Origin of the sequence: Haloprofundus halobius (genome assembly GCF_020097835.1) — an archaeon.
GTDB lineage: Archaea > Halobacteriota > Halobacteria > Halobacteriales > Haloferacaceae > Haloprofundus > Haloprofundus halobius.
This window is the reverse complement of sequence record NZ_CP083666.1, coordinates 986,029-1,008,119: the sequence shown is the minus strand read 5'-3', so window position 1 is coordinate 1,008,119 and position 22,091 is coordinate 986,029. Positions and strand designations below refer to the sequence as shown.

The 22,091-nt window shown below is 66.5% G+C and carries 17 protein-coding genes, 1 tRNA gene and 1 pseudogene; 8 read left to right on the top strand and 11 right to left on the bottom strand.

The window, feature by feature from the left end; all coding sequences use genetic code 11:
• Nucleotides 1–7: 7 nt before the first annotated feature.
• Nucleotides 8–1,264 (bottom strand): M20 family metallo-hydrolase, encoded by a 1,257-nt coding sequence (locus tag LAQ74_RS05270; protein ID WP_224335768.1) that lies wholly within the window; start codon nt 1,262–1,264, stop codon nt 8–10.
• 129 nt (nt 1,265–1,393) lie between these two features.
• Here LAQ74_RS05270 and LAQ74_RS05265 point away from each other — a divergent pair, with 129 nt between their 5' ends.
• Together LAQ74_RS05265 and LAQ74_RS05260 are read left to right on the top strand one after the other, a co-directional pair.
• Nucleotides 1,394–1,969, top strand: a complete 576-nt coding sequence (locus LAQ74_RS05265) for a DJ-1/PfpI family protein (RefSeq protein WP_224335766.1) — start codon at nt 1,394–1,396, stop codon at nt 1,967–1,969.
• A 92-nt stretch (nt 1,970–2,061) separates the two neighbouring features.
• Nucleotides 2,062–3,117 carry a lysylphosphatidylglycerol synthase transmembrane domain-containing protein gene (locus tag LAQ74_RS05260; RefSeq protein WP_224335764.1) on the top strand — a complete coding sequence of 352 codons (1,056 nt, stop codon included), beginning with the start codon at nt 2,062–2,064 and terminating at the stop codon, nt 3,115–3,117.
• 18 nt (nt 3,118–3,135) lie between these two features.
• Here LAQ74_RS05260 and malQ read toward each other — a convergent pair whose 3' ends face one another.
• Entirely contained in the window at nt 3,136–4,626 is a 1,491-nt protein-coding gene (gene malQ / locus LAQ74_RS05255; protein WP_224335762.1) for a 4-alpha-glucanotransferase, read from the bottom strand.
• A gap of 129 nt (nt 4,627–4,755) precedes the next feature.
• Between malQ and thrS the strand changes: the two genes are divergently transcribed.
• Both thrS and LAQ74_RS05245 read left to right on the top strand, forming a co-directional pair.
• On the top strand, nt 4,756–6,684 hold the full coding sequence (thrS, locus tag LAQ74_RS05250) for a threonine--tRNA ligase (RefSeq protein WP_224335761.1): 1,929 nt from the start codon (nt 4,756–4,758) through the stop codon (nt 6,682–6,684).
• A gap of 134 nt (nt 6,685–6,818) precedes the next feature.
• Complete coding sequence (locus tag LAQ74_RS05245) at nt 6,819–7,823, top strand: hypothetical protein (RefSeq protein WP_224335759.1); 1,005 nt, start codon at nt 6,819–6,821, stop codon at nt 7,821–7,823.
• A gap of 63 nt (nt 7,824–7,886) precedes the next feature.
• On the opposite strand, the pseudogene LAQ74_RS05240 reads toward LAQ74_RS05245, so the two are convergent.
• A pseudogene (locus tag LAQ74_RS05240) lies at nt 7,887–9,195 on the bottom strand (MFS transporter).
• A 138-nt stretch (nt 9,196–9,333) separates the two neighbouring features.
• On the opposite strand from LAQ74_RS05240, the gene LAQ74_RS05235 reads away from it, so the two are divergent.
• Nucleotides 9,334–12,327, top strand: coding sequence for an FAD-binding and (Fe-S)-binding domain-containing protein (locus LAQ74_RS05235; RefSeq protein WP_224335758.1), 2,994 nt, complete (start codon nt 9,334–9,336; stop codon nt 12,325–12,327).
• Nucleotides 12,328–12,432: 105 nt separating this feature from the next.
• Nucleotides 12,433–13,620 (top strand): pyridoxal-phosphate-dependent aminotransferase family protein, encoded by a 1,188-nt coding sequence (locus LAQ74_RS05230; RefSeq protein ID WP_224335756.1) that lies wholly within the window; start codon nt 12,433–12,435, stop codon nt 13,618–13,620.
• 61 nt (nt 13,621–13,681) lie between these two features.
• Here the strand turns inward: LAQ74_RS05230 and LAQ74_RS05225 are convergent, their stop codons facing one another.
• The 5 genes from LAQ74_RS05225 to LAQ74_RS05205 form a co-directional block, all read right to left on the bottom strand.
• Entirely contained in the window at nt 13,682–13,855 is a 174-nt protein-coding gene (locus tag LAQ74_RS05225; RefSeq protein ID WP_224335754.1) for a hypothetical protein, read from the bottom strand.
• Nucleotides 13,855–14,151, bottom strand: a complete 297-nt coding sequence (locus LAQ74_RS05220; protein ID WP_224335752.1) for a DUF7344 domain-containing protein — start codon at nt 14,149–14,151, stop codon at nt 13,855–13,857. The genes LAQ74_RS05225 and LAQ74_RS05220 overlap by 1 nt, the downstream gene beginning before the upstream one ends.
• Before the next feature lie 275 nt (nt 14,152–14,426).
• Nucleotides 14,427–15,143 carry a profilin-fold protein gene (locus LAQ74_RS05215; RefSeq protein ID WP_224335751.1) on the bottom strand — a complete coding sequence of 239 codons (717 nt, stop codon included), beginning with the start codon at nt 15,141–15,143 and terminating at the stop codon, nt 14,427–14,429.
• Between the two features lie 69 nt (nt 15,144–15,212).
• Nucleotides 15,213–15,887, bottom strand: coding sequence for an SRPBCC family protein (locus LAQ74_RS05210; protein ID WP_224335748.1), 675 nt, complete (start codon nt 15,885–15,887; stop codon nt 15,213–15,215).
• A 261-nt stretch (nt 15,888–16,148) separates the two neighbouring features.
• Nucleotides 16,149–16,222: transfer RNA gene (locus tag LAQ74_RS05205), tRNA-Lys, on the bottom strand.
• Between the two features lie 441 nt (nt 16,223–16,663).
• Between LAQ74_RS05205 and LAQ74_RS05200 the strand changes: the two genes are divergently transcribed.
• On the top strand, nt 16,664–18,118 hold the full coding sequence (locus tag LAQ74_RS05200; protein ID WP_224335747.1) for a DHH family phosphoesterase: 1,455 nt from the start codon (nt 16,664–16,666) through the stop codon (nt 18,116–18,118).
• Here the strand turns inward: LAQ74_RS05200 and LAQ74_RS05195 are convergent.
• Nucleotides 18,115–18,405: a PRC-barrel domain-containing protein gene (locus LAQ74_RS05195; RefSeq protein WP_224335745.1), complete on the bottom strand. Its 291-nt coding sequence runs from the start codon at nt 18,403–18,405 to the stop codon at nt 18,115–18,117. The two genes, LAQ74_RS05200 and LAQ74_RS05195, sit on opposite strands and share 4 nt — an antisense overlap.
• A 190-nt stretch (nt 18,406–18,595) precedes the next feature.
• Here LAQ74_RS05195 and LAQ74_RS05190 point away from each other — a divergent pair, with 190 nt between their 5' ends.
• Complete coding sequence (locus LAQ74_RS05190; protein WP_224335743.1) at nt 18,596–19,207, top strand: halocyanin domain-containing protein; 612 nt, start codon at nt 18,596–18,598, stop codon at nt 19,205–19,207.
• A gap of 99 nt (nt 19,208–19,306) precedes the next feature.
• On the opposite strand, the gene LAQ74_RS05185 is transcribed toward LAQ74_RS05190, so the two are convergent.
• Together LAQ74_RS05185 and LAQ74_RS05180 are read right to left on the bottom strand one after the other, a co-directional pair.
• Nucleotides 19,307–21,520 (bottom strand): LUD domain-containing protein, encoded by a 2,214-nt coding sequence (locus LAQ74_RS05185; protein WP_224335741.1) that lies wholly within the window; start codon nt 21,518–21,520, stop codon nt 19,307–19,309.
• Nucleotides 21,517–22,014: an LUD domain-containing protein gene (locus tag LAQ74_RS05180; protein ID WP_224335740.1), complete on the bottom strand. Its 498-nt coding sequence runs from the start codon at nt 22,012–22,014 to the stop codon at nt 21,517–21,519. Before LAQ74_RS05180 ends, LAQ74_RS05185 begins: the two co-directional genes overlap by 4 nt.
• Between the last annotated feature and the right edge of the window lie 77 nt (nt 22,015–22,091).

The window sequence follows — 22,091 nt, the reverse complement described above, 5'->3', positions numbered from 1 at the left end:
CGGTTCGTCAGAGAGTCCCGCCCGCCGCGTCGGCGACGGCCCCGGCGAGCACGCGCGCCGCCGCCGCGCAGTCGTCCCAGTCGGTCCACTCGCGCGGGTTGTGCGAGATGCCGTCGCGCGAGGGCGCGAACAGCAGCGCCGCGTCGGTCACGTCGGCGACGTGCATGGTGTCGTGGGCCGCCCCGGAGTGCATGTCCATCGTCTCGATACCGGCGGCCTCGCCGGCGGCGTGGGCCGCCTCCCGGAGTCGGTCGGCCATCGGCGTCGGTTCGAGGTCGAACGGGCGCACGAACTCGGTGTCGACGCCGCGCTCGGTTTCGAGGCGAGTGAGGCTCTCTCGGGCCGCCCCGACGACGGTCTGCATCGAGTCGTACACGACGTCGCGGACGTCGACGCCCATCTCGACGCGTCCCGGCACGACGTTCGTCGCGTTCGGCGAGACGTCGAGCGAGCCGACCGTCCCCACCGCGGAGTCGCTCGACTCGGCGACGACGCCGTTGGCTGCGCGCTCCACGTCGAGGACGAACTCGGCGGCCGCCGCCAGCGCGTCAGTTCGCTCGTCCATCGGCGTCGCTCCTGCATGATTGGCCTCGCCGAGAACCGTCGCCTCACAGTGGCTGATACCGGTGATGGTCGTCACGACGCCCACCGGAACGCCTGCCCGTTCGAGCTGGGTATCCTGCTCGACGTGGAGTTCGTACCACGCGTCCCACTCGCTCGCGTCGAGCAGTCCCTCGCCGCGGAAGCCGATGTCGTCGAGCGCGTCCCCGAGCGTGATTCCGTCGTCGTCTTCGAGCGCCAGCGCCTCCTCGACGGTGCGCTCGCCGACCGACACCGACGAGCCGAGTAGGCCGTCGGCGAACCGTTGGCCCTCCTCCTCGGTGAAGGAGACGACGACGACCGGGCGCTCGGGGTCGAGATCCGCGTCTCGCATCGCACGGACGCCTTCGAGCGCGGCGTAGACGCCGAGCGGGCCGTCGAAGATGCCGCCCTCGGGGACCGAGTCGAGGTGGCTGCCGAAGGCGACGGGGGCGGCGTCTTCGTCGACCGGGTCGGGCGACCACGTGCCCGAGACGTTACCGATAGCGTCGACGTCGACCGCGAGCCCGGCGTCTTCGAGTCGCTCGACGAAGTACTCGCGGGCCTGTCTGTTCGCCTCGGTTCCGCAGAGGACGGTCCGGCCGTGACCCTCCTCGGCGTCGATGTCGCCGAACTCGGCGTTCGCTTCGATGTCCGCCCGGAGGCGGTCGGTATCGACGTTCATGGCGAGTGGTTACCGCGAGGGGCCATGTGAGTTGTCCCCGCGGCTATCCGTGCGAGCGTGGATTCGGACGGGCGGTGCGTGGTACGTGCCGCCGGAACGATGATAGCGCGTGCCGCGAAACGGGAGGCCATGCGCGCAGGGTTCGTCGCCTTCGACGGGATGACCGCACTCGACTTCGTCGGCGGGTTCGACCCCGTGACTCGTCTCTCGACGATGGGTTACACTGACCTCGACTGGGCGGTCTGCGCCCCCGCAGCGACGCAGACTGAGACGGTGACCGCCGCCGCGAACCTCCGCTTCGAGGTCGACTCGGTCGGCGAGTCGCTCGCGGGCTACGATCTCCTGTTCGTCCCCGGCGGGAGCGCCACACGGGAGTTACGAGACAACGAGAGGTTCGTCTCGTGGCTCGAAACGGCCGAGGGGTGTCCGCTCGTCGCGTCGGTCTGCACGGGGTCGCTGCTGTTGGGTGCGGCCGGATTTTTAGGGGGAACGCGGGCGACGACCCACCCGAACGCCTTCGAACTGCTCGAAGAGTACTGCGAGGTGGTCGACGCCCGCGTCGTCGACGAAGGGCCCGTCGTCACCGCTCGGGGCGTGGCGTCGGCACTCGATATCGGACTCCACCTCGTCGAACGACTGACAGACACCGAGACGCGTCGGGAAATCGCCGCGCAGATGGATTACCCGGATCCGTTCGCCGAGTAGACAGGGGGTCAGTTCGCGTGTCGGTACCGACGAGCTATTCGATTACGTGATAGACAGAAGACTCATACTGTTCTGTGCAACTACCACTCTGCATGGAAACGACGAACGTCACTCGCGCCGGGTCGATGCGCAAGCGCGTCGGCGTGGGTGTCGCTGTCGTCGTCGTACTTGCGGTGCTGGTCGCTCTCTCCGGCGTGAGTTGGCGCGGGATTTTCCTCGAGTTGCAGACGATGGACCCGGTTCTGTTGGTCGTGGCGCTCGTCGCGAGTCTGCTCGCACAGTTGGCGTGGAGCAGTTCGACGCTGCTGTTTCTGCGGACCGTCGACCCCGCGGTGTCGACCGGCCGAGTCCGACTCGGGTATCTCACCGGGACGTTCGCGAAGCAGATTCTCCCGTTCGGCCACGCCGGGGGCGTCCCGCTGATGGCGTACGTGCTCGCCGAGGAGATGGACCTCGACTACCGCGATACCTTCGCCTCCGTCACCGCAAGCGAACTCGTCGTCTTCGTCGCGTCGCTCGCCGTCGCCGGACTCGGGTTCGGCTGGTTCGCCGTCGCCGACGGCGTCGCCTCCGGAACGGAACTCGTCGCGCTCGGACTGGTCGGCGTCCTGGCGCTCGTCGCCCTCGCAATCGCCGGGTTCGTCAAGCGGCGGACGGCGTTCCGCCGCCTGGTCCACGGCATCGCGCTGGTCGGTCGGACGGTGTTTCGGCGCGCCGGACCGCGGTTGCAGCACCGACTCACTCCGGAGGCGGTCGAGCGCGGCCTCGACGAGTTCTTCTCGACGTTCGACCGCGCCACCGGTGACCGCCGAACCGTGGTTCGGGCGGCGACTTTCGCCGTCGTCGGTTGGGTGCTGTTCGCGCTTCCCCTCTATCTGGGGTCGCTCGCCGTCGGCCAGTCGCTCCCGCTGGCGCTCGTCTTGTTCGTCGTTCCGGCCGCCGGGTTGGCGACGCTGTTGCCGACGCCTGGCGGGTTGGGCGGGACCGAGGTCGGGTTGACTGCCGCCGTCGTCTTTCTCGCCGAAGTCGGACTGGAGACGGCCGCCGCGGCGGTACTGGTCTACCGCGTCTGCTCGTACTGGTTCCTGCTGCTCGTCGGGGGGCTGAGTTCGCTGTTTCTGTCGGTGGGGCTTCGGGAGCTTCGGTGAGCAGGTGCTCGACTACGCTCACCGAATCGTGAAGTCGGTCACGTCCCGAAGTCGCTCGGCCACCCCCTCGTCCAGTCCCTCGTACGTACACCGCCACGACCAGTTCCCTTCGGCTGTGCCGGGCGTGTTGAACCGGGCTTCGGAGCCGAGACCGAGGAGATCCGGAACGGTCGTCATCGCTAACACGGCTTCGGAGTTCCACACCGCTTCGATTATCGACCAGTTGATCTCGCTGCCGTCGACGCCGAGGTTGTAGTGCAGACAGTCCGTCTGGTCGTCCGGGAGGCTGTGGTAGTAGCCGACCGTCGTGTCGGTGTCGTGAGTGGCGGTGTAGCCGATGCTGCTGTGCGGATAGTGCATCGGCTGGTTCATGTCGCCCTCGCGGCACCAGTCGGCGTAGTGGGGAACGCGCATGCCCGGGAACTCGAAGTGGTCGCGGAACGCGGCGAGTTGCTCGTCGATGAACCCCAAATCTTCGACGACGAACGGGAGATCCCCGAACTCGCGTTCTATCGTCTCGAAGAAGTCGTAGCCGGGCGCGCTGCGCCACGACCCGGCAGCCGGGTCGTCGGCGTCGGCGGGTATCGCCCAGTACTCGTCGAACCCCTTGAAGTGGTCGAGACGCGCGACGTCCACGAGGTCGAAGAGCCGAGAGAGGCGGCTGCGCCACCACTCGTAGTCGGTCTCGCGGAGGTGGTCCCAGTCGTACAGCGGGTTCCCCCACCGCTGACCGCTGTCGCCGAACTGCGGCGGGACGCCCGCGACGGCCGCAGGTTCGTGGTTCTCGTCGAGGTCGAACGCCGCGGGCGACGCCCAGACGTCGGCGCTGTCGAGCGCGACGTAGATGGGGAGGTCGCCGACGAGCGAGATATCCTTCTCGGCCGCGTACGACTTGAGGCCGCGCCACTGCTCGTCGAACAGGAACTGACAGAACGCGTGGTAGCGGCGCTCGGCTTCGAGGTCGTCGCGGGCACGGTCGAGCGCCCCCTCGTCTCTGGTCTTCAGCTCCTCGGGCCAGTCTATCCACGCGACGCGGTCGTGTTCTTCCTTCAGTGAGATGAAGAGAGAGTAGTCGTCGAGCCACGACGACTCCCGTTCGCGGAACGCCTCGAAGGCGTCGTGTTCGTCGTCTGTCGCCTCGGACTCGAACCGCTCGAACGCCGTTTCGAGCATCGAGCGCTTGTACTCCGTCACCCGCTGGTAGTCGGTCTCGTGTGGGTCGAACTCGGGAACTGGCTTCAGGTCGCCGTCGGTGAGCCATCCGCGGTCGGAGAGGTCGCGCAGGTCGACGAAGAGCGGATTACCCGCGAACGCCGAGAACGACTGGTACGGCGAGTTGCCGTGCGCTGCCGAGGTCGGTCCCAGCGGGCAGAACTGCCACAGCGACTGGTCGGCCTTCGCGAGGAAGTCGACGAAGGCGCGCGCGCCGTCGCCGAGGTCGCCGATGCCATGGGGGCCGGGGAGCGAAGAGACGTGGAGAAAGACGCCGCTTTGTCGGTCAAATCGCATGGCAGACAGTTCCGGCTTCTGTGATTTAACTGTAGGGACCGGCGGAATCGGAGCGCCGATACATTCCTTTCGCTACCCCGGTAGCGCGGGTCAAAAACACTTATCCCCGTCCTCCGGTTTCGTCCGTTCATGAGTGAGATCGTAGTGACCCTGCCGGACGGCTCCGAACTGTCCGTCCCGGAGGGGTCCACGGTAGAAGACGCCGCCTACGAGATCGGACCGGGCCTCGGCGAGGACACCGTGGCCGGCGTCGTCGACGGCGACCTCGTCGACAAGGCGACGGAACTGGAGGACGGCGCGGAACTCGTCATCGTCACCGACGGCTCCGACGAGTACCTCGACGTGCTCCGCCACTCGGCGGCGCACGTTTTCGCGCAGGCGCTGCTCCGTCTCCGCCCCGAGGCCAAACTGACCATCGGTCCGTGGACGGACGAGGGCTTCTACTACGACGTGACGGACGTCGACCTCAACGAGTCCGACCTCCGCGAGATAGAGGAGGAGATGACCGACATCGTCGCCGAGGACTACGAGATCGAGCGGTTCACGATGAGCCGCGAGGAGGCGTTCGACTACTACGAGGACAACCCGTTCAAACAGGACATCCTCGACACCGAGGCCGCCGACGAGGAGGAGATCAGCTTCTACCGACAGGGCGAGTTCGAGGACCTCTGTAAGGGCCCGCACGTCGAGTCGACGGGCGAGATCGGCGCGTTCAAACTCCTCAACATCTCCTCGGCCTACTGGCGCGGCGACGAGCAAAACGAGACGCTGACGCGCGTCTACGGGACGGCGTTCGCCGACGAACAGGAGCTCGAGGAGTTCGTCGAGCGCCGCGAGGAGGCCGCCGAGCGCGACCACCGCAAACTGGGCCGCGAACTCGACCTGTTCTCCATCGACGAGGTGACGGGGCCGGGGTTGCCGCTCTACCACCCGAACGGCAAGCGCGTCCTCGACGAACTCGCCGACTACGCGAAGAACCTGAACCTCGAAGCGGGCTACGACCCCGTCGAGACGCCGCACCTCTTCCGGACGGAGCTGTGGAAGAAGTCGGGCCACTACGAGAACTACGTCGACGACATGTTCCTCCTCGACGTCAACGACGAGGAGTACGGCCTCAAGCCGATGAACTGCCCGGGGCACGCGACCATCTTCGACCAGAAGTCGTGGAGCTATCGCGACCTCCCCGTGCGTTACTTCGAAGACGGCAAAGTCTACAGAAAAGAACAGCGCGGCGAACTCTCCGGTCTTTCGCGCGTCTGGTCGTTCACTATCGACGACGGCCACCTGTTCGTCCGCCCCGACCAGATTGAAGAGGAGATCAACCTCATCATCGACAACATCCTCACGGTGTTCGAGACGTTCGACCTCGACGCCGACGTGGCGCTGGCGACGCGCCCCGAGAAATCGGTGGGGAGCGACGAAATCTGGGAGAAGGCCGAGAGACAGCTGAAGGCCGTGCTGGACGACGGCGACATCGACTACCACCTCGAAGCGGGCGACGGCGCGTTCTACGGCCCGAAGATCGACTTCGGCTTCGAGGACGCGCTCGGCCGCAGTTGGGACGGCCCGACGGTCCAACTCGACTTCAACATGCCCGAGCGGTTCGACCTCACCTACACGGGCGAGGACAACGCGGACCACCGCCCGGTGATGATCCACCGCGCGCTCTACGGCAGTTACGAGCGCTTCCTCATGGTGCTCATCGAGCACTTCAACGGGAAGTTCCCGCTGTGGCTCGCCCCCGAGCAGGTGCGGGTGTTGCCCATCAGCGACGACAACCTCGACTACGCCGAACAGGTCGCAGGCGAACTCCGCGAGGAGGGGCTCCGCGTCGGCGTCGAGAACCGTTCGTGGACCATCGGACGCAAGATTCAGGACACGCACACCGACCGCGTGCCGTACATGATAATCATCGGTGACAACGAGGAGAAAGCGGGGACCGTCTCCGTCCGTGACCGACAGGAGCGCGAGGAGAACGACGTCGACCGCGACGCGTTCCGCGCGCACCTCCGGGAGGAGCGCGACGAGAAACGAGTCGCCCCCGACTTCCTCGACTGACCGGTCGTCGAACCGGCTCCCCGTCTGACCGGTTCCGGACACGTACTGTCTGACCAAATTATATGTAGTGGTCGCTCCACTACCCAGATGTGTCGCAGCGTTACCGGTCGATAGTCCTCGGGACTAACGAAAAATTGACCTGTCTGACGGTCGCCACGTCGGTCGTGCTCGCCGTCGGGTTCGTGAGTTACGGCTTCGTCGATGCCGCCGCGTTCGACGGAGTCACGCTACTCTCGATTCCGACGCTGCTCGGTGCGACCATCGGTATCGGTGGACTCCTCCGCTACACCGTTCGCGGCGGCGGCGTCGGCGGCGTGTGGGCCGCCGTCTTCGCCGTTCCCTTCGCGCTCTCGGTCCACGGCCAACAACTGCTCGTCGTCTCCCTCGGCGTCGGCGACGTCCCGACGGCCACCGCCGTCGCCAGAGCCGCCGGCTTCGCCGGAAGCCTCGCGGCTGTCGTCGGGAGTGTCATCTTCGCCGTCGGCACCGCCATCCGTCGGCGCGACGACTCCGTCTCTCACGGCGACGTGACGCCGCTCTCGTTTCTCCTCGACGTCCGCACCGACGGCGCGGCGATGAACCACGACCGAGTGACAGCCGCACTCGCCGTCGCCGGCGTCGCCTCGCTCGTCGTCGCCGGGTCGCTGCTCCCGTGGAGCACCGCCATCTACACCGTCGGTATCGCCGTTCTCGTCGCGGTGGCGCTGTACGCCCGAATACGCGGCTCGGAACCGAGCGCTCAGGTCGGTTCGATCGCGCTCGTCGCCGTGTTGCTAGCGGCGTATCTCTCGCAAGTCGCTCACCCGGCGCTCCTGAACGGCGTCGTCGTCGTCGTCGCACTCGGGGCGGTCGGCTACGGGTCGGCGCGCGGCGAGAGCGCCCTCACCTGTCTGTCGTTCGCCGTCCACGTGTCGTTTCTGCTCGGCGTCGTCTGGGGGGTGCAGGTGGCTGACCCCTCGCTCTTCGGGGTGCTCTCGGCGGGCGTCGAGAGCGGCCTCGGCCTCGGCCTCGTCGTCGGCGTCGCCGGCTACTCGCTGGGGTGGGCGCTTCGACCCGACGGCAAGTCGGAGACGGAACGGCGAGCGTGGGGGCGCGACGTGTCAGTTCACGGCCGACGCGGCGTCAGAAGCGACGACTGAACGACGACCGACGACTGAACGACGACCGACGACTGAACGACGTCCGAGCGGTCGAGGCGGCGCTCACCACTCCGCCAGCGCGCGGACGCCGGTTCCGTTGTGATAGGCGAGCACGCCGAGCATCGTCAGCACGCCCGTAATCGCCGACGCCCCGCCGACGTAGAACACCCACGCCATGCCGACCTCCGCCATCAACCACCCGCCGAGCAGCGGCCCCACGACGCTCCCGGGCCGCCAGACGAGTTCGCGGATACCGAAACTTGAAGCCACACCCTTTCCCCCGCTTCCCTCGTCGGCGAACAGCGCCATGCTCGCCGGTTCGCGGAAACTGTCGGCGATGCCGAGGAGTCCCGAGAGCGCGACTAGCGGGAGGAACGCGGGCGTCAGCGGGCCGAGAAACGGGAGCTCCGTCGGCGCGCCGAGTGCCGTGCCGATGGCGAGCGAGAAGGGCACCGCGAGCGCGACGAGGCCGTACGCCCCGCCGCCGAGGAAGACGAACAGCGCGCGTCCGTAGCGGTCCGAGAGGCCGCCCGTGTACGGTTGTAGCAACATGTTACAGAACTTCTCGGCGACGACGGTGACGCTCACCGCCAGCGCGCCGTAGGCGAGCCCGCCGCTGGCCGCGGAGACGCCCACGTAGATGGGCACCCACGTCCGGACGAGCGTCACGGCGACGGCGTACTGCGCGCGGAAACTGGAGAGCGTGACGATGCGGCGATTGAGCGCGAGGTCCGAGAACGGAAACCCCTTCACCCGAGTCTCGTCGGGCGAGACGAAGAGCCAGACGATGCCCGTCGCCACCGAGAGCATCGCGACGATGAGCGCGAAGATGGGCGTGAAGCCGAGCAGTTCGTAGAGCGCGCCGGCGCTGATACTGCCCACGACCGAGGCCGCGAAGTTCGAGGCGTTAGCCTTACCGATGTGGTTCGCGCGCGCGCGTGCCGCCCGAGGCGAGTTCGCCGACCAGCGATAGTGACATCAGCGACGCGCCGGTGACGGCGACGCCCTGCAGCGCGCGGGCGAGGATAAAGAGCAGACTCGCACCGGACGCATCGGTGTCGAGTAGCGGAAACAGCGCGTAGGCGACGATACCGACGGAAAGCGACCCCAGAAGGACGAGCCGTTTGTCGTACCGGTCGCCCGCCCACGCCAGCGGGACGACGGCGAACGTCTGAGCGAGCGTGAACCCGGTGGTGTACATTCCGATGATGAACCCGGCGCTGAGCGTGATGCCGACGAGCGGCAGCGCGAAGTTCTGCGGGTCGAGCAGGTCGATGTACTCGGGCAATAACGTGATTAGCGTGATGAACCCGAACCCCTCGGCGAACCGTGTGAGATAGAGCCCGTAGAACTGGAGTCGCTTGGAGTCCACGGTGTGCAGTGAAACGAACCGGCGAATAGGGATTTCGGTTCGTAGGTCGGGCGCTCGGGGGCGGAGCCACCGAACGCACACGAACGTCCGTGAACGATACCTGTGCTATTTAGTCCCACTCCGTCGTAGCCAGGGTCAATGGCGGTCGACGAGCAACCCACGGTCGAGGCGTTCGAGGCGTATCGCGGCTCCGGGTCGAAGAGCGTGGCAGACGTGAGCGAGTACACCGCGCTCGCGGCAGCGCTGCGCGACGCCGTCTCGGGGGAGGTCCGGTTCGACGAGTACAGTCAACTGCTGTACGCGACGGACGGGAGCATCTACCGCGCGCGCCCCGCGGGAGTCGTCCTCCCCCGCACGGCCGACGACGTGCAGGCGGCGGTTCGCGTCGCCGCCGACCACGACGTGCCGATACTGCCCAGAGGCGCGGGGTCCTCGCTGGCGGGACAGGCGGTCGGACCGAGCTGCGTCGTCCTCGACTTCTCGAAGTACATGGACCGAGTGGTGGATATCGACCCCGACGCCAAACGTGCGCGAGTGCAACCCGGTGTCGTCCAGGACGACTTGGACGACGCGCTCGCGCCGCACGGGCTGAAGTTCGCGCCCGACCCCGCCTCCTCGAACCGCGCGACGGTCGGCGGCGGCATCGGCAACAACTCGACGGGCGCGCACTCGGTGCGCTACGGTATCACCGACGCCTACACCGAGGAACTGGACGTGGTACTCGCCGACGGGTCGCTGATTCACACCAGAGACGTGGTCGTCGACGGCGACGAGTGGGACGAGATACTCCAGAAGGACGATCTCGAAGCCGACATCTATCGGACGGTTCGACGGTTGGTCGAGGAGAACGCCGACGAGATAGAGAGCCGGTATCCCGACCTCAAGCGCAACGTCTCGGGCTACAATCTGGACAAGGTGGTCAGAGAGACAGCGAACGGCGAGCGGGTGCTGAACCTCTCGAAACTCCTCGTCGGCGCGGAGGGGACCCTCGGCGTCGTCGTCGAAGCCGAACTGTCGCTCGTCACCAAGCCGGAGGAGACGGCGCTGGCAGTGTACTGTTTCTCGGATTTGGTGGACGCGATGGCGGCCGTCCCCGCGGCGCTGGAGTTCGACACCAGCGCCGTCGAACTGATGGACGACGAGGTGTTTCGGCTGGCCCGCGACTCCGGCGAATTCGCCGAGTACGCCGCGCAGATGCCGGAGGGCACGGCGGCGGCGCTCATGTTGGAGTTCGACTCGGAGCTGCACGACGACTTCCCCGAAGCTATCGAGCGGACGAACGACCGCTTTCTCGTCGAGGGCGAGGCGTTCGACGTGGTCGAGGCGTACACCGACGGGGCGCAGGGTCGACTCTGGAAGCTTCGGAAGGCGGCGATTCCGCTGCTCATGTCGCTGCCGGGCGACGCGAAGCCGTATCCGTTCATCGAGGACGCGACGGTGCCCCCCGAAGAACTGGCCGAGTACGTCGACCAGTTCGAGCAGGTGTTGGACGACCACGGCACGTCGGCGGCGTACTTCGCGCACGCGGGGGTCGGCACGCTCCACATCCGCCCCATCCTCAACCTGAAGGACGGCGAGGATATCGAGACGATGCGCTCGATCTCGGATGCGGTGACCGACCTCGTGTTGGAGCATCACGGCTCCTTCTCGGGCGAACACGGCGACGGCCTCGCGCGAACCGAGTTCAACCCGAAGATGTACGGGCCGCAGTTGTGGGCGGCGTTCCAAGAACTGAAGACGGCGTTCGACCCCGACTGGCGGATGAACCCCGGAAAAGTCGTCTTCCGGGACGACCAACCCACCGACATGCGGCAGTCGCTGCGCTACGGCTCCGAGTACTTCTCGACGGAGTGGGAGACGAGTCTCGACTTCGAGGAACACGGGAGTTTCTCCGAACTGGTCGAACTCTGCAACGGTTGCGGCACCTGCAGACAGACCGGCAGCGACACGATGTGTCCGACCTACCGGGCGACGCGCGACGAGGCGGCGACGACGAGAGGTCGAGCGAACCTGCTTCGCGCCGCCATCACCGGCGAGTTGGACGAGGAGGAACTCTACTCCGAGCGGTTCCAGTCGGAGGTGTTGGACCTCTGCATCGGCTGTAAGGGCTGCGCGAACGACTGTCCGACGGGCGTCGACCTCGCGAAACTCAAAGCCGAGGTGAAACATCAGTACCACGAGGAGGAGGGCAGCGGCCTGCGCGAGCGGCTGTTCGCCGACATCGACCGCCTCGCGGCCGTCGGCAGCGCCACCGCACCCGTCTCGAACCTCGCGTCGAAACTGCCGGGCGTACGACCCCTGTTGAATCGGGCGCTCGGCATCGCTCCCGACCGTGAGTTGCCGACGTTCACCCGGCAGTCGCTGGAGCGGTGGTTCGACGGACGGGAGACGTCGGTTTCGCCGGACGCGGCCGACGAGAAAGTGCTCCTGTTCCCCGACACGTACACGAACTACATCTACCCGGAGGCGGGAAAGGCGGCCGTCAGGGTGCTGGAGGCGGCGGGCGTGCACGTGAAGCTCGCGACTGGCACCGCGCCGAGCGGGCGGGCGGCGTACTCGGGCGGCTTCCTGAGTCTCGCGCGGAAACGCGCGGCACGGAACGTCGCCGCCCTCCACCCGTCCGTCGAGCGTGGGCGGTCCGTCGTCTTCGTCGAACCCTCCGACGCGGTGATGCTCCAGGACGAGTACGCGGATCTGCTCGACGGCGACGACGTGTTGGCGGTGGGTGCCAACGCCTACGGCGTCCTCGAATATCTCGACACCTACCGACTGGCCGAACGCCTGTCGACCCGAGCGGTCGGTCAACGGCTGACCTACCACGGCCACTGCAACCAGAAGGCGCTGAACAAGGACCACCACGCGGCGAACGTACTCCGGAGCGTCGGCTACGACGTGGACCACCTCGACTCGGGTTGCTGCGGGATGGCGGGGTCGTTCGGCTACGAGAGCGAACATTACGGGCTCTCGCAGTCCATCGCGGACATCCTCGTCGAACAGGTCGACGAGAGCGGCGGTGACACCGTCGTCGCCCCCGGCGCGTCGTGCCGGACGCAACTCGGCGACCGAGACGACTCGACGCGACCCGCCCACCCCGTCGAACTCGTCGCGGCAGCGCTCGACGGTCGGCCGTAGCGGGCCGACGTGCGACCGTACGACTCGCCGACGGCCGACGCGAGAAACCGGCATCGTGCGACGAACACCCATGGCTTTTTCTCGCAGTCCGCGAAACCGGGAGGTATGTCCGACGCGCCCGACGTCGACGAACTGACACCGCCGCAGCGAACGCTGATGGGACCGGGACCGAGCGACGTCCACCCCCGAGTACTGCGGGCGATGAGCACGCCACTAGTCGGCCACCTCGACCCCTCGTTCATCGACATCATGAACGAGGTTCAAGAGCTCCTTCGGTACACGTTCCGCACCGACAACCGGTGGACGATCCCCGTCTCGGGGACGGGGTCGGCGTCGATGGAGGCGGCCATCGGCAACCTCGTCGAACCCGGTGACACGATGCTCGTGCCGACGAACGGCTACTTCGGCGGCCGCATGGAGAGCATGGCCGAGCGCGCCGGTGGCGAGGTCGTCGAAGTCGACGCGCCGTGGGGCGAACCGCTCGACCCCGCGGACGTCCAGGACGCCTTCGACGAGCACCAGCCCGACGTCTTCGGCTTCGTCCACGCCGAGACAAGTACCGGTGCCCTCCAGCCGAACGTCTCGGAACTGACCGACATCGCGCACAGCCACGACGCGTACGTCGTCGCCGACACCGTCACTTCCTTGGGTGGTGTCGAGTTCCGTGCCGACGAGTGGGGCGTCGACGTGGCGTACTCGGGGCCGCAGAAGTGTCTCTCCTGTCCGCCGGGTGCGAGTCCGCTGACGCTCAACGACCGCGCGATGGAGAAGGTGCTCTCCCGGGAGGAACAACCGCGGTCGTGGTATCTCGACCTCTCGCTCTTGGAGGGGTACTGGGGTGACGACCGCTCGTACCACCACACCGCCCCCATCACGAACGTCTACGCGCTGCGTGAGGCGCTTCGACTCGTCGCCGAGGAAGGCATCGAATCGCGGTGGGACCGCCACCTGCGCGTCGCTGGCGCGCTCAAATCGGGCGTCGAGGCGATGGGACTGGAGATGAACGCCGCAGACGACTACTGGTTGCCGAGTCTCAACGCCGTGCGCGTCCCCGATGGCGCGGACGACGGCGCGGTCATCTCGTATCTCCTCGACCAGTACGACCTCGAAATCGCCAGCGGCCTCGGCGACCTCGACGGTGAGATCTTCCGCATCGGCTGCATGGGTCACTCGGCGAACCCGAAGAACGTCACGTACCTGCTCGCGTCGCTCGCGGACGCGCTCGACGCGCAGGGAGTCGACGTGGCGGGCGACGAAGCGCTGGACGCGGCGGCCGCACGGCTCCAGCAGTAGTCGTCGGGAGTCGCGGAAAACATCGGACCGCTCGGCCCGGTGTCGGATCGAATCGGCGCTTCTACGTCGCGCTCTCGCTCAACTCGTCGAGCGTTTCGCTTGTCATCTCGGAGAGCGCTTCGCTCCCGCACGGGCATCCGGCGTCGGTGCCGATTATCTGGACCGATCCGTCGTTCGGTTTTCTGGCGACGTAGACGCTGCCGCAGTCCCGACACCGGCACAGAGTCCGGTTCACTACGACACCTTCTGTGCGGCGTCGACGACGGACAACGCCTCCGACGTGGCGGACGTCGGCCAGACCGCGCGGTCGTCGCGGTCGAACGTTAGCAGACCGGCGTCGGCGAGCCTCGGAAGGTGGGTGTGGACGAGCGAGACCTGCACCGTCTTGATCTCGTCATCGCTGGAGTCGTCCGGAGCGAGAGCGTTCGCGAGTATCTCCACCGGAAGGCGGGCGTCAGCCCGCTCGATCGTGTCGAGGATTCGGCGGCGGCGCTCGTCTGCGAGGACGTCGAGCAGTTCTGTGAGTGTCATCTCGTTCTCTTCGTCGGACGGAGTAAGTAGACTGGACATCGTTGTGATTCACCAAAGAGTACATAGTTACTCTGTAAGCGAACCACGTGTGATAGCGTGACGGGGCCGTATCGGGCGAGGGGCTCCGGTCGTTGCCCGAGCGCTGGCTGCGCGAGGGTGAACGCGTACTGTGTAATCGTGTTCCGTGCCCTATCTTCAGGGCGGGATACTTATAAATATGTTGATTGTGTGAATAATGAATTCCTGCTAAAACTACTATCCGCTGCGGATGACTATCAGAGGGAGATCTCCGAGAGGTCGGCTTCCAGTTCGGCGACGTGGTCGTTGTACGCCTCGACGAAGCCGGCGAACGCGTCGGCGTGTTCGCGAACGTCGGGCGCCGACGGCGGTTCGTACTGCGAGACGAGGTAGGTGCCGCTCTGACCGCCGACGCGAAGGTAGGAGACGCGTGCGTGCTCGCGCTTCAACTCCCATCGTGCGCCGTCGACGCGCGCGGAGAACGTCCCGTAGTCGGTACCGTCGTACCGGTGCAGTTCGCCCGCGATGGCGTCGGCGACGTCCCGGATACGCTCGACCAGGCGGTCCCGTTCGGAGACGACGGCGTCGGTCGTCTCCACTTTCGGAAAGTCGCCCCGCACGTCGTCGAGCACGCCGTCGAGCGAGCGGACGTAGCGGTTGTACGACTCGACGAACGCGTCGTAGTCGGCCATCGCCCGGTGGAGGTCGGTCGGGTCCGGCGGCTGTTTCGTCGAGACGACGTAGACGTCGTCGCCGGAGCGGCCGCTGAAGCGGAGATACTGCAGGTCGCCGGCCTCGTACTTCAGCGTCCACTCGCCCTCGTCGGTGTTGAACGTCCGCTGGCCGTAATCACCGCCCTGCAACAGTGCGAGCTGTCGGGCGATCTGGCCCGCGTGCGAACGAACTGCTTCGACGGTCTCGTCGCGTTCGGCCGCGATGTCGTCGGTGGTGTCTGCGTCGGGGAACTCGGTCACGGTGAACCGAGTAGGGGGGTCCGGCGTATAACGACTGCGTGTCGTGCGGGTCGCGTACCGGCGACTCTGCTACGAGTCGGGAGACGGCGACGACTCCCCCTCCGAACGTGCCTTGATGCCCAACAGCATCTTTCGTTCCATCAGGAAGTGGACGGGTTCGTAGACGAGAGAGTGCAACAGCCGACCGGGCCGGCTGCGAATCGGGGCCGCCCGCGAACGGACGAGCAGTCGCGTCGTCCCCTCCGCGATCGGTTCGAGCACGAACGCCCACGTCCCGCCATCGAACCCCTGTAGGACAAGGATTCGCCCGGCGTCGAGTTCCCGGACGGTGAGCGTCGTCACCGGCGGCCGGACGAAGTAGTCCTCGGGAGCGAGTCGAACGGTGTCCGAGACGGCGAGACGCTGCTCGTCGGGGAGGATGCGCTCGGCGTTGTGGATGTCGGCCCCGACGAGATTCTCCAGCCAGTCGTAGCTGTAGAACCCGGCCCGACCCTGCCCGAGTTGGACCAGCCACGGCCAGACGCGCTCCGGCGGCGCGGCGATGGTCACCGCCCGCGTCGACTCCGCGAGCGCGTCGTCGAGCAGGTCGTCGCCGGGGAGCGCCGACCGACGTTCGGCCGTCGTCGCCCCCCACGACATGTGCCACGGCCGAATCAGGTGTCGATAGAGGGTTGTCACGACGGCGAGCGCGGCGAGTGCGACGAGGCGGCGGAGCGTCAGGAGGCGGCGCGGACTGTCGGACACGAGGGGTCACCCGTGGGGGAGTCGACGGGGAGGAGCAAAAAGTTTCGAGGCGTTTCGTCTGCAAGCCGGTCGCTCCGAGACGTGAAATTCGAGAAGCGGGTTGGGAGGGAGTGAGCAAACGCGAAGCGTTTGCGAACGTCGTCGGGGAGTGAGCGAAGCGAACGAACCGACGGGATCTGAACCACGGTCACTCCGCTACGCTCCGTTCCCTGATTCAAATCCCTTCGTGGCGTTTTCACTGCTCACTTCGTTGCAGGAAAACGGGCCGGGAGGGATTTGAACCCCCGACCGACGGATTAAGAGTCCGTCGCTCTCCCTAACTGAGCTACCGGCCCTCAGTACTTCGTTTCGGGGGTACGCTAAAAGGCGTTTCCTTTCGTCTCGGTCGCGATGGCGCGCGGAGACCCGAACGGCGGTCCCGGCCGGACCGACACGGGTGCCGAAGTGGGTTCACAGTATCGGCCGAAAACGGTGGGTACAGCGATGAAGTCGAATATTAGCGTGGTACACACCATATAATTTAGCACCGGTGTTGAGTAGTGTACCGACCCACGTTACAGATGGCGATCGGGTGTCCGTTCGCTCGCTCTGCGGCGGCCGTGGTGCCGGTGTAATTGGGTCTCATCTCGCCACGGCCGTCGTTACAGAGCGTTGGTGTGTCAGGGCCACGGAGTTCTCGTGGCCGAATTCGTTCCTCTAGTCACGCCTCCGAAGCGAACTCGCGAGAGAAACAAACGGATGCTGTTAAGTGTCGTCCGCGGGTACAGAAGATACTGATGAGTTCTGAGGTCAGCATCTCTTCGATGTCTACGTACGCTATCTTGGGGTGTGGGAGCGTCGGGCATGCCGTCGCGGACGAACTCGCGGCCGGAGGGAAAGATGTCCTCATCCTCGACAAGGACGAGAGTCGGGTCGAGGCACTCCGCGACCAGGACCTGAACGCACAGCAACAGGACATCCGGGAACCGGAAGTGGCGTCGGTCGTCGCCGACCGGGACGTCGTCCTCATCCTCTCGTCGGACGTGGAGGCAAACAAGGCCGCGGTGTCGGCGATACGCGAACGCGGCGGCGACCAGTTCGTCGTCGTGCGCGCCTCCGACCCGGTCTCGGAGGACGAACTGACCGACCTCGGCGCGGACGTGGTCATCAACCCCTCGACGGTCATCGCCGACTCGGCGCTCCGAACGCTCGAATCCGGCGAGTTGGAGTACAAAGCCCGGCAGTTGGCCGACGTGCTCGTCGAGACCGACGGCGACCTGGCCGTCCTGACGCACGACAACCCCGACCCCGACTCCATCGCCAGCGCCGTCGCGCTCAGGCAGATCGCCGAGGAGTACGGCGTCGACGCCGACATCCTCTACAACGGCGACATCGGCCACCAGGAGAACCGCGCGTTCGTCAACCTCCTCGGCATCGACCTGCTGTCGCGCGACGAGGCCAAGCCGCTAGCGGAGTACGGCGCTGTCGCGCTCGTCGACCACATGAAGTCCGGCGACTTCGACGTCGACGTTCCCATCGATATCTTCATCGACCACTACGAACCCGACCGCGAGTTCGACGCGACGTTCACCGACGTCCGCCCGAACGTCTCCTCTACCTCGACGATTCTCACGAAGTACATCCAGGAGTTCGACCTCAGCCCGAGCGAGGAAGTCGCAACGGCGCTGCTGTACGGCATCCGCGCGGAGACGCTCGACTTCAAGCGCGACACGACGCCCGCGGACCTGACGGCGGCGGCGTACCTCTACCCCTTCGCGAACCACGACACGCTCGAACAGGTCGAGTCGCCGTCGATGTCACCCGAGACGTTGGACGTGCTCGCCGAAGCCATCCAAAACCGGGAAGTGCAAGGGAGTCACCTCGTCTCGAACGCGGGCTTCATCCGCGACCGTGAGGCGCTCGCGCAGGCCGCTCAGCACCTCCTGAACCTGGAGGGAATCACCACCACCGCCGTCTTCGGCATCGCCGAGGACACCATCTACCTCGCCGCGCGCTCGAAGGACATCCGGATGAACATCGGGAACATCCTGCAGGACGCGTTCAAAAACATCGGCGAGGCGGCCGGTCACTCGACGCAGGCGAGCGTCGAGATTCCGCTCGGCATCTTCACCGGTATCGAGACGAGCGAGGACAACCGTGACACGTTGCTGGAACTGACTGAGGAAGCAGTACGGCGAAAACTGTTTCAGGCGATGGGTGTCGACGGCAGCGAGAGCGGGAACGGCAGTTAGACCGCGATTTCCGACTCTTCTTCCGGTTGCTTCAGTCGCTCGATGACGTCGTTGATGAGGATGACGTCGCCGACGGCACGGACCCAGCGGTACGGGATGAGCACTCCCTTGCCCCGCTGGATTCGACCTTCGAACAGCTCCCGGTTCAGTTCGGCGAGCGCGAGTCCCGTGACGACCTCCTGGTCGAGGTCCAGGCGCACGTCCTCGACTTCGCCGACGTACACTCCGTTGTTGGAGTACACCTCTCGGCCGACGAGCGTCGTGATTTCTTGTGGCGTCCCGTCCATACTCGCCCTCATGGAGGCCCGGGTCTTTAATGTTCGTAGAAGACGAGCGTCCGCCTCGCACACTAGACGGACGCCCGTACATTGCGGCGCCGAGACGCCTTTTTTCACCGTCTGTCACTCCGCGACGGACCGTTCTCAGTCCGTGAATCACGGGGCGAACGACTTTTGCTCGGCCGCCGTCGTGACGGATATGACTCGACAGCGACCGGACGACGGCCGATTTGACGCCCCCCGAACGGTTTCACGGCGGACCGCGCTGCGAACCGCAGGTGCGGCCGCCGTCGCCGCGATGACGACGTTCGCCGGCTGTTCGACCGACGGAGCGGGGTCGGACTCGACGCCCACCGACATGGAGACCGGCGACGCGACGGGAACGAACGAGACGAGTGAAACCGACGAGACGGACGGCTCGACCGAGACCACCGAGGCGACACAGACCGAGGCGGCCGACGACGAGGAGTGGGAGTCGTGGTTCGAACCGACCGACAACTACGACGAGTTCGCCGACCACACCGGCGAGAGCGAGGTGACGGTGATGGTCGGTGCGGACGGCATCGAGGGTCCGCACGCGTACGAACCGCCGGCGATTCGCGTCTCGCCGGAAACGACCGTCGTCTGGGAGTGGACCGGCGCAGGCGGCACCCACGACGTGATAGACGAGGACGGAGGCTTCGAGAGCGAACTCGTCGCCGACGAGGGCCACACGTTCGAGCAGACGTTCGACGAAGTGGGGACGACGAAGTACTTCTGTACTCCGCACAAGGAGATGGGGATGCGCGGCGGCATCATCGTCGAGGAGTAGGTTCGAAAAAGCGCGTCGAGAGGACGGACCGTCGGCCCGCACCGCCGAGACGTGAGGAGATGGGCCCGACTGTGCGCGACGAAATGGGACGAGTGCGACTCAGCGCGGTGCGACGAGTTCGACCGGGTGTCGCGTCGGTCGCGACAGCAGCGCGTCCAACTGTTCGAGACAGGAGGTGCCGGAGGCGACGACGGTCCGATTCGCGGCGTCGGCGGCCTCGAACTGCTCGCGAATCGGCTCGCCGACGTCCATGCTCAGTTCGTAGTACTCGGATTTGTAGCCGAACGACCCTGCCATCCCGCAGCACTCCGTCTCGGAGGTGACCACGTCGTAGCCGAGGTCTTCGAGCACGGCGACGGTGTACGATTCGAGGCCGAGCGTTCGCTGCTGGCAGTGGCTGTGGTAAGCGACGCCCGCGTCGTCCCCGTCGGGCGTCGAGAGGAGCGTCGTCTCGGCCCCCACGTGAAGCAGTCCGTAGACGTACTCCATCACCTCGTAGCTGTGCATGTCGAGCCGTTCGAACGACTTCGGCGCGAGGAACTTCTCGTACTCGCGGCGGAACATCGCCAGGTCCGAGGGTTCGACGACGACGATGTCGCGATTCGCGTCGACGTGTTCGGCCAGCGCCGCGTACACCTCGTGGGCGTGGCGCGCGGCGGTCGACACCATCCCCTGTGAGAGGGGGGCGCGGCCGCTCGACGGCACCTCGGGAACGACGACGTGCACGCCGAGCGCTTCGAGCGTCCGGACCGCCGCCTTCCCGCGTTCGACCTGCACGTGGTTCGTGTAGAGGTCGGGGTAGACGACCGCCTCCCGCCGCGCTCTGGCGGCGGGGACCTGTGCCCCGCCGCGACGCTCGAACCACGCGCGGAACGTCTCACGCTGAAACGACGGGAGGTCACGGCGAGGGTCGACGCCGACCGTCTTCGCCAGGAGTCGTCGCGCCGGGCGCGTCCCCGCCACCCAGTTCGAGACGGGTGCGGTGGCGCTACCGAGTTTCGCCACCGTCGAGAAGTTGCCGAAGAAGCGCTTGCCGAGGTCCAACCCGCCGGACTCCTCGTCGGGCGTGAGCCCCTCGACGAGAAAGTCGAGTTTCCCGCCCTCGCCGCGGTTGATGCGGTCTCTGACGACCGTGTTTATCCACGGGATGTCGATTTTGACGGGGCAGGCGTTGACGCAGCGCGAACAGCCGGTGCAGAGGTCGTTGAACTCCGCGGCCACGTCGAGACCCTCGATACCGGTCTCCCACCCGGTTGCGATGCCGCCGGAGTACGTCTCCCCGCCGAAGACGTGACCGCCGACGCTCTGGAAGTTGCCGCAGGAGTTCGCGCACGCCGAACACCGGATACAGTACAGCGTCTCCTTCAACTGCTCGTCCTCGCGCATCGCCATCCGGCCGTTGTCGACGAGCACGAGGTGGAACTCCCTGTTCGTCTCCCCGTCGGTCATCGGGACGTCGGGCGCGTCGAACTCGACGGTCGGCGAGGGGGCCGGCGGCGTCAAGAGCGAGACGTAGGAGGTGATGTCCTGTCCGGTCCCGGAGCGCCCGATGAGTTCGACGAACGGCTGGAAGTCGGTGACGGACGGAACGACCTTCTCGACGCCCGCGACGGCGACGTGCGTGTCGGGGACGACGACCGACTTTCTCGCGTTGCCCTCGCTGGTGACGAGCAGTAGGGTGCCGGAGTCGGCGGCGATGAAGTTCGCGCCGGTCATCCCGACGTCGGCCTCGGCGATGCGCTCGCCCAGTTTCTCGCGGGCGAACATCGTCAGTTCCTCGGCGGTTTCGAGCGGTTCGTCGAGGTCGAACGTCGTCTCGAACAACTCGGCGATACCCTCGCGGGACTTGTGGATGGCGGGCGCGATGATGTGCGACGGCACTTCGTCGGCGAGTTGGAGCACCCACTCGCCGAGGTCCGTCTCGACGACGTCCACGTCCGCCGCCCGGAGTTCGTCGTTGACCTCCAGTTCCTCGGTGGTCATCGACTTGCTCTTGACGACGGTCTCGGCGTCCCGTTCTTCGACGACCTCCCGGATGTAGCGATTGGCGTCGTCGGCGTCGTCGGCGACGTAGAGCGTCCCCCCGTTGGCTTCGACGGACTCGCGTAACTGGTCGACGAGTTCTGGGAGGCGTTCGATGGCGTCCTCCTTGATGGCGCGGGCGCGGTCTTTCAGTTCCTCGTACTCGTCGAGTCTCCCGACCGACTCGTAACGTCCGGCGTTGAACCCGCGGGTCCCCTCGGCGACGGCGTCGCCTTCGGTGGCGAGGAAGTGACGGATCCTCGTCGCTTTCTCGTCGCGGGTCGAACTCATTCGACCACCACCACCCGCACCTCCTTGGGACCGTGCGCGCCTTTCACGAGCGCGCCCATGTCGGCCGTCGCGCTCGGCCCCGTGGCGACGATGGCGCTGTCGCCGTCGGCGGTCCACTCGGCGAGTCGCTCGAACGCCTCGGGCATCCCCGGAACCACGTCCGCGGCGCGGACGACGGCGACGTGCACGTCGGGGAAGAGACTCACCTGTTCGGTGGCGTCGGGCGTCGCGCGAATCACGACGCTGCCGTAGTCGGCGACGGCCAGTTCGGCGGCCGTGACACCCGTCTTCGCCTCGTCCAGTTCTGCGGGCGTCGGGTCGGTCCGAACCCAGTCGGGGAGCGAGCAGCCGCCGAACGGAAGCGGCGCGCCGACGACCGGGTCGAGCGTGACCGACGCGAGCGCGTCGTCCAACTCGTCGGCGACCGTCCGCGTCGAGTCGACATCGAGTCGCCCGAGAGACCGCTCGAACGCCGATAGCGTACCTGCACTCATGTCACCACCTAGCGTGGCCTCTGTCATTGTGTTTTCGGTTATGGTGATTCTGAAACGAACGACGGCGGACGCGGCTA